The organism is Lancefieldella sp. Marseille-Q7238 (genome assembly GCF_949152215.1).
Classification (GTDB): Bacteria; Actinomycetota; Coriobacteriia; order Coriobacteriales; family Atopobiaceae; genus Lancefieldella.
Genome location: NZ_OX424407.1, coordinates 1,592,928 through 1,599,921, shown reverse-complemented (window position 1 = coordinate 1,599,921; position 6,994 = coordinate 1,592,928). Strand labels below are relative to the sequence as shown.

5 protein-coding genes are annotated in these 6,994 nt (G+C 52.6%); 3 read left to right on the top strand and 2 right to left on the bottom strand.

The features are described 5' to 3' along the window. Nucleotides 1-54 precede the first annotated feature (54 nt). Genes QM016_RS07270 through QM016_RS07260 form a run of 3 tightly spaced genes read left to right on the top strand, consistent with a single transcriptional unit; the run spans nt 55 to nt 3,811 of the window. Nucleotides 55-909, top strand: a complete 855-nt coding sequence (locus QM016_RS07270; RefSeq protein ID WP_016477163.1) for an Mrp/NBP35 family ATP-binding protein — start codon at nt 55-57, stop codon at nt 907-909. After that, nucleotides 909-2,135 carry an NAD(P)/FAD-dependent oxidoreductase gene (locus QM016_RS07265; RefSeq protein ID WP_282711432.1) on the top strand — a complete coding sequence of 409 codons (1,227 nt, stop codon included), beginning with the start codon at nt 909-911 and terminating at the stop codon, nt 2,133-2,135. Before QM016_RS07270 ends, QM016_RS07265 begins: the two co-directional genes overlap by 1 nt. A 20-nt stretch (nt 2,136-2,155) precedes the next feature. Continuing rightward, a complete protein-coding gene (locus QM016_RS07260; RefSeq protein ID WP_282711431.1) occupies nt 2,156-3,811 on the top strand; it encodes an FAD-dependent protein in 1,656 nt (551 codons plus the stop codon). Here QM016_RS07260 and QM016_RS07255 read toward each other — a convergent pair. Both QM016_RS07255 and uvrB read right to left on the bottom strand, forming a co-directional pair. Further along, nucleotides 3,808-4,557, bottom strand: coding sequence for an alpha/beta hydrolase (locus QM016_RS07255; RefSeq protein WP_282711430.1), 750 nt, complete (start codon nt 4,555-4,557; stop codon nt 3,808-3,810). The two genes, QM016_RS07260 and QM016_RS07255, sit on opposite strands and share 4 nt — an antisense overlap. A 108-nt stretch (nt 4,558-4,665) precedes the next feature. Further along, nucleotides 4,666-6,933 carry an excinuclease ABC subunit UvrB gene (gene uvrB, locus QM016_RS07250; RefSeq protein ID WP_282711465.1) on the bottom strand — a complete coding sequence of 756 codons (2,268 nt, stop codon included), beginning with the start codon at nt 6,931-6,933 and terminating at the stop codon, nt 4,666-4,668. Nucleotides 6,934-6,994: the final 61 nt, after the last annotated feature.

Here is a 6,994-nt window from a genome sequence, read left to right as displayed (position 1 = left end):
AGACTTCAACACCAACGCCTGTTACGCATTTGTTTTTACACCCAAGGAGAGAGTATGCCTGACATAGCGATTGACAAAGAAGCCCTGAGACGCGAGGTTGATGAAGCCCTTCACGGACAGAAAAAGGAGCCGAGCGCTCCTGCCGGTTTCAGGCTCAATGCCAATTCTGAAATACAGCACGTCATCGGAGTAGTTTCAGGTAAAGGCGGCGTAGGTAAATCTTTGGTAACCGGCATTCTGGCTACTAACCTCATGCGCGCTGGAAAACGGGTAGGCATCCTTGACGGCGACATCACCGGTCCTTCAATTCCCAAGATGTTTGGCTTGTCAGGGATTCACGCGCACGGTGAAGACGAACAACTCGTTCCCGTATCTGACGCAAGTGGCATCAAAATCATGAGCGCTAATTTGGTCTTGCAGAACGAGACCGACCCCGTCCTGTGGCGAGGGCCTGTAGTCGCCGGAGCAATCCAGCAGTTTTATGGACAGTGCAATTGGGGCAGCCTTGACTATCTGCTCATCGATATGCCTCCGGGAACCGGCGATGTAGCGCTTACCGTGTTTCAGTCGATTCCGGTTGAGGGTATCGTCATTGTGTCTTCTCCCCAGGATTTGGTGCAGATGGTGGTAGGCAAAGCCGTCAAGATGGCCGATATGATGGGTATCCGCGTGCTGGGCCTTGTCGAAAACATGGGCTATGTGCAGTGTCCACATTGCGACCAGAAGATCGAGCCGTTTGGTCCCAGTCGTCTTGAGGATACCGCTGCAGATTTTGGCATCCCCGCTCTTGGACAGCTGCCTATTGACCCTGTGTTCTCCAAGCTTTCCGATGAGGGGACGTTCAGCGCTCAGCTTCCCCACGACCTTATCCCCAACGCCACTGAGCGCGTGCTTGCCCTGGACCGGTAATGGCCACTCAACGCAAAAAACGCCTCTCTCGTACCGAGAAGAACGATGCGCTTCTGGAGCAGGCCGCCGCAGTTGCGCTGCCTTCCGTTGCCGACGTCGTTGTTGTAGGCGGAGGAGCTTCCGGCCTTACGGCAGCCATTACCGCGGCAGAAACCTTGCAAGACACGGGAAGCCCCGGTACCGTCATCGTTTTTGAGCAGGCCCTGACATGCGGACGCACCATCCTTGCGACCGGTGGAGGGCGCTGCAATTTTGCTAATACGGATTTGCGTCCTGAGTACTACCGCCATCCAAATTTCGTCCGCTCCGTTACAGACGGAACCTACTTGAAAGACATACTGTCATTTTTCCGCGAATGTGGGCTTGCTTGGGTCACCGAAGAAGAAGGGCGCCTGTATCCCGTTACCCGGCAAGCAGCGTCTGTACGAAGCGTACTTCTCGCCCGCACTCGTAAGGCCAAAGTCATATGCGCCTGCGCACGCAGGATTATCGACATCCAAAAAGATTCCGAAAAATTGAGCATTATATGGGAGGACTTGTTTGGCGCACAGAAGCACCACACACTCGTAGCGCGCACCGTCATCCTTGCAGGAGGAGGAGCCTCCGCTTCAACGTTTGCCCGCAAACTTGGCCTCGCAACGGTCCCCGAACGGCCAGGACTATGCGCGCTTACCTGTCTGCCTGAAATTCCCGTGCAGCTGGATGGCAAGCGCGCTCACGCCCGCGCCCTCCTGACGCGCGATGGTCATCTTGAAGCTTCTGAAACGGGCGAGATTCTTTTCAGGAGATTCGGCGTCTCGGGCATCATGGTGTTCAATATGTCGCGCAGCGCTCTGCCCGGCGATACGTTCACCCTTGATTTGCTTTCTGAAGTCGACCACGACAGTCTGCAGGCCGCCATTACTGCTCAAACCATCGACGGCGTCCTGGATCCCGACCTTGCCGAGTTTGCAGCTCCTCAATCATCCGTTCCCGCAAAAATTGCCGCCGCGCAGGCGCTTACTCTGACCGTCACCGGTGTTGCCCCAAGCGTTCCTGCGCAGGTCACGCTTGGCGGGCTTTCCGTCAAAGACTTTGACCGACACCTTGAGGCTTGCTCATGTCCCGGACTTTTTGCCTGCGGAGAGACGCTCGACATTGACGCTCCTTGTGGCGGCTTTAATCTTGCGTGGGCATGGAAGTCCGGCATGGTAGCAGGTGCCTCTGCCGCGCGGCGCCTGCTGTAGGAAAAGTCAGAAAGAACGCCATGCTTGAGGTAGCAAACATTAAACTTCCTGTTTCGTCTCTTCACCACGATATGGCAGCGGAGGCGTCCGCAGGGTTGGCTGCTCTATGCCGAGCGCTGCACGTACGGCGTAATGACATCTCTTCCGTCATGCTGCATCGCCGCTCCATTGACGCGCGAAAACGCAGCAATATTATGTTGGTGCTCACCTATCATCTTGAACTTCGCGGAGGGTCTGCTGCCGAGAAGAACCTGCTGCATAAACTTTCACGCAAGCCCATCGTCAAACACGTCAGGCGCATTGAACCAGTAGCGTTTGCGCTTCCGGAGCCGTTGATACAGCCGCCGCGTCAGCGTCCTCTTGTAGTAGGAGCGGGCTGCGCTGGACTTTTTTGCGCTCTCGTCTTGGCACGCGCTGGCCTTGCTCCCCTTCTCATTGAGCGCGGTGACGACGCGCAGCGCCGCAGTGACGCTGTAACTCACTTCAATCACACCGGTGAGCTCAACCTTGAAAGCAATATCCAATTTGGCCTCGGCGGCGCTGGTACCTTTTCTGATGGCAAACTCAATACCGGCACCAAGAGCCCTTCTCACCGCTTCATCCTCGAAACGTTCGTTGAAGCCGGCGCCTCCCGAAACATTTTGTGGGACGCAAAGCCGCATGTCGGCAGCGATGTATTGCCGACCGTTGTAACCAATATGGTGCATATGATTGAGTCGGCCGGAGGAGAAGTGCGGTTTCGCACACGTCTCGTTGATCTTATGCTCAAAGATCATCAGGTGCGATCTGTTGTCGTTGAGTACACCACCGATGCCGGTGAGATGAAAACCGAAACCATTCCTGCCACGCACGTTATTCTCGCCACCGGACATTCCGCGCGAGACGTCTTTGAGCTCTTGAAAGGCCGCAATATCGCTATGGAGCGCAAAACCTTTGCCATGGGAGTACGCATCGAGCACCTGCAGGCTGACATCAATCGCGCTCTTTACGGATCTGAAGCAGAAAATCCTGTGCTTGGAGCCGCGCTGTACAAGCTTTCGGTTCATCTTCCCAGTGGCCGCTCCGCGTTTTCTTTCTGCATGTGCCCCGGCGGTTTTGTCGTATCGGCTTCAAGCGAGAAGAACGGCGTTGTCACTAACGGCATGAGCTTGTCTACGCGCAGTGGAACCAACGCCAACTCAGGACTTCTTGCCAACGTATTTCCTGATGACCTTTTGGGCAATGATGTCCTGGAGGGTCTTACCTTGCAGCGCGTCTGCGAACAAAACGCATTTGAAGCGGGAGGAGGCGCCTACACGGCGCCGGCGCAACTGGTGGGAGATTTTTTGCGGAACCAACCATCCAGCGGCGCCGAAAGCGTGCAACCGACATATCCGCGTGGCGTTTCATGGGGGTCTCTTGAGAGCTGTCTTCCGGACTACATCATAGATACGCTTCGTACATCTCTTCCCCTTCTTGATCATAAGCTGCACGGTTTTGCCGCTGAGGATGCCGTCCTTACCGGCGTGGAAACACGTTCCAGCTCTCCGATACGTATCACACGAGGTGACTCAGGACAAAGCGTCAATGTTGAGGGACTGTGGCCTGCCGGAGAAGGCGCAGGATACGCTGGCGGTATCATGAGCGCCGCTGCTGACGGCATCCGCACAGCCAAGCTGGTTGCGCGGCGCTACTAGCTGTTGCTGTTGGCTATCTCGTTTCTGAGCATATTGCAATACCCCATCGAATCGGCACTCATTTTTGCACAGTGACCATATCCGTCCCATATTCTCATTCTCGCATGGGGGTATTCCTTAGGAAGAACCTTCTTCGCAGCCCATAGGTCAAACTCTTTCGAACCGTACAAAAACAGACACGCCTTCTGATCTTCTTCAGATAAGACCGGAAGATTAACGAAAGCGCAGTCATGGCAGATATTTTTGATGCTCTGTTCATCGATTTGTATAAATGTCTCTGCCATTGAAGCGCCCTTTTCTCCATAGAGGCGTGCCATTTTTCTTATCGCCAGGCTCCTGTTACGAACGGCTTTTCTATGCTGATGAATAAATATTGTTCTCACGATACAATCGAGCGCTTTTGCGTGTTGCCACACACTGCAGCCCTCAAAGACCGCTTTGTGCACTTTAATATCTCTGTAGGCAAGCAGCTGCAAGAGGACCACGCCGCCCAAAGAAGCCCCGAAAGCCAGCGTCAGTTCTTCTATGCCGTGATCGAGCAGATACGTATGCAATCGTTCGCTTTCCTTTTTTGCCGATTCATACGGTTCTTCTGAGCGTTCTCCGTGCGCCGACAGGTCCGGAATAATATAGCGAAACTCTCCTCCCAGGTAATCAGTCATAGCAAGCTTCATTTCTTTGGCAGACAACAGCATTGGGTGGATGAGTAAAACGACCTTTTTCTTGTCCTGATGTGCGTCAATCAATTGCGTTCTTCTCCTTATGGCCTTTTGCCTTACCGGTCGCAGTGTGCTTATACGCCTTCTTTCAAAAGCCCACCTTGTCTCTTTATGCGCTTCTTCTCGCCGTAAAACCTAATGTTTTTTCCGGTACCTTCTTCTTGTAGCGTGAGCGCTGCCTTTTCTAACGCCCATCTTAAGCCTCTTGATAACATCGTCTGAAGTAGTTCCTTCAAGACGACCCCTGATTTGAACGATTTGGTCACGAAGCTGAGCTGCTCGCTCGTAGTCCATATCAGCAGAAGCCTGCGCCATATCAGACTCCAAATTGGAGAGCACCAGCTCAGCCTCATCCCGTGGCAATTGTGAAAGCTCTTCAGCTATTGCCTCAGCCGCGCCAAACACATCAGGGGCACCCTGCTCTTCAGCCCCCTCGCCTGAAGCGGTATAGAAAACACCGTCTTTGCGCTGGCGCTTGCCGACATTTTCTACCGCTTCATCGATGAACTGAGAGATATCCGCAATCGACTTATGCACCGTTTGAGGAACGATACCGTGCTCTTCATTGAACGCTTCCTGCAGCCTGCGGCGGCGCTGCGTTTCATCAATGGCAACACGCATGGAGTCGGTTATGTGATCCGCGTACATAATGACATGACCTTGCACGTTTCTGGCCGCTCGTCCCATAGTTTGAATGAGCGATCGGCGATTGCGCAAAAATCCTTCTTTATCCGCATCGAGAATAGCCACCAAAGAAACTTCGGGGATATCAAGTCCTTCTCGCAACAAATTGATACCGACAAGCACGTCTATCTTGCCTTGGCGCAACTCTTTGATAATCTCAACGCGATCAAGCGTAGCAGTATCGGAATGCATGTAATTGACCTTGATCCCTTCATCAAGCAGATGATCCGTTAGATCCTCCGCCATCCGCTTGGTAAGGGTAGTAACCAGCACGCGCTCTTTTTTGGCGACGCGCTCTTTTACTTCAGAGATCAGGTCATCAATCTGAGCGCGTATGGGACGAACGTCAATCAAGGGATCCAGAAGGCCGGTGGGCCTGATGATTTGCTCAACTTGCTGCTGCGTTACGGACTCCTCATAATCGCCAGGCGTAGCGGAAACGTAGATAAACTGCGGAATGCGCGCCTCAAACTCATCAAAGCGAAGCGGTCTGTTGTCGAGCGCCGATGGAAGACGAAAACCATGATCGACCAAAGTGACCTTACGAGAACGGTCTCCCTCATACATCCCGCGTATCTGCGGAACCGTCACATGGCTCTCATCAATAATACAAATCATGTCCTTGGGGAAATAGTCAATGAGCGTATAGGGAGGCTCGCCCGGAGCGCGACCATCCAGATGACGAGAATAGTTCTCGATGCCGTTGCAATAACCCATGGTCTCAAGCATTTCAAGATCATAGTTGGTGCGCTGCGCCAATCGCTGCGCTTCAAGCAGCTTATCGTTTGCCTTGAGCTCGACCACGCGGCTTTCAAGCTCTTCGCTGATGGTGTGCAACGCGTGGGTAACTTTTGGGCGCTCCGTTACATAATGGGAAGCCGGCCAGATAGGAATAGCGTCAAATGAACGGATAACTTCACCAGTTACATTGCTGATTTCAGCAATCGTTTCCACTTCATCGCCAAAAAATTCTATCCTCAGCGGGTTTTCTGCATAGGGAGGAAAAACGTCCACCACATCCCCTCGTACACGAAACATACCGCGCTGCAAATCATAATCATTGCGGTCATATTGAATGTCAATCAAATCTTTAATGAAATCATCGCGTTCAAGTGGAATTGATTTATCTACATTAGGGGCAAGGCCGGCATAATCTTGCGGACTGCCGATACCGTAAATGCACGAGACGGACGCTACCACGATGACATCTCGCCGAGAAAGCAAACTGGATGTAGCCTGATGGCGCAGTTTCTCTACTTCTTCATTGATTGAAGCGTCTTTTTCAATGTAGGTATCAGACTGCGGAACATATGCTTCAGGCTGATAATAGTCGTAATACGAAACGAAATAGACGACGGCGTTATTGGGAAACATTTCCCTCATCTCAGAAGCAACCTGAGCTGCGAGAGTTTTATTGGGCTCCATGATAAGCGTAGGCCTGTTAAGCTTCTCGATAGTCTTGGCCATAGAGAATGTCTTGCCAGATCCCGTGACACCCAAAAGCGTCTGATACCTCAGACCTTCTTCAATCCCTTGAGCAAGTTTTTCTATAGCCTGCGGCTGATCTCCGGCAGGCTCAAACGGCGAGACGACCGTGAGACGTTCTTCTCCGCTTTCACGACCAAAGCGCCTCAACTCCGCGCCAACATGCTCTGTTTTTGAAGTGCCATCAGAAACCGCCACAAAACCTCCTTCTTCGATATCATCAGTATACGCCATCTTGAGCAAAAATGCAAACATATGTTCTGTTTTAAGGAAACGAGAGCGGTCATATCTTCCT

What these genes read in the sequence shown, in the direction of transcription:
- uvrB (WP_282711465.1), bottom strand. Translation starts at nt 6,933, where the DNA reads ATGGCGTATACTGATGATATCGAAGAAGGAGGTTTTGTGGCGGTTTCT.
- QM016_RS07260 (WP_282711431.1), top strand. Translation starts at nt 2,156, where the DNA reads ATGCTTGAGGTAGCAAACATTAAACTTCCTGTTTCGTCTCTTCACCAC.
- QM016_RS07270 (WP_016477163.1), top strand. Translation starts at nt 55, where the DNA reads ATGCCTGACATAGCGATTGACAAAGAAGCCCTGAGACGCGAGGTTGAT.
- QM016_RS07265 (WP_282711432.1), top strand. Translation starts at nt 909, where the DNA reads ATGGCCACTCAACGCAAAAAACGCCTCTCTCGTACCGAGAAGAACGAT.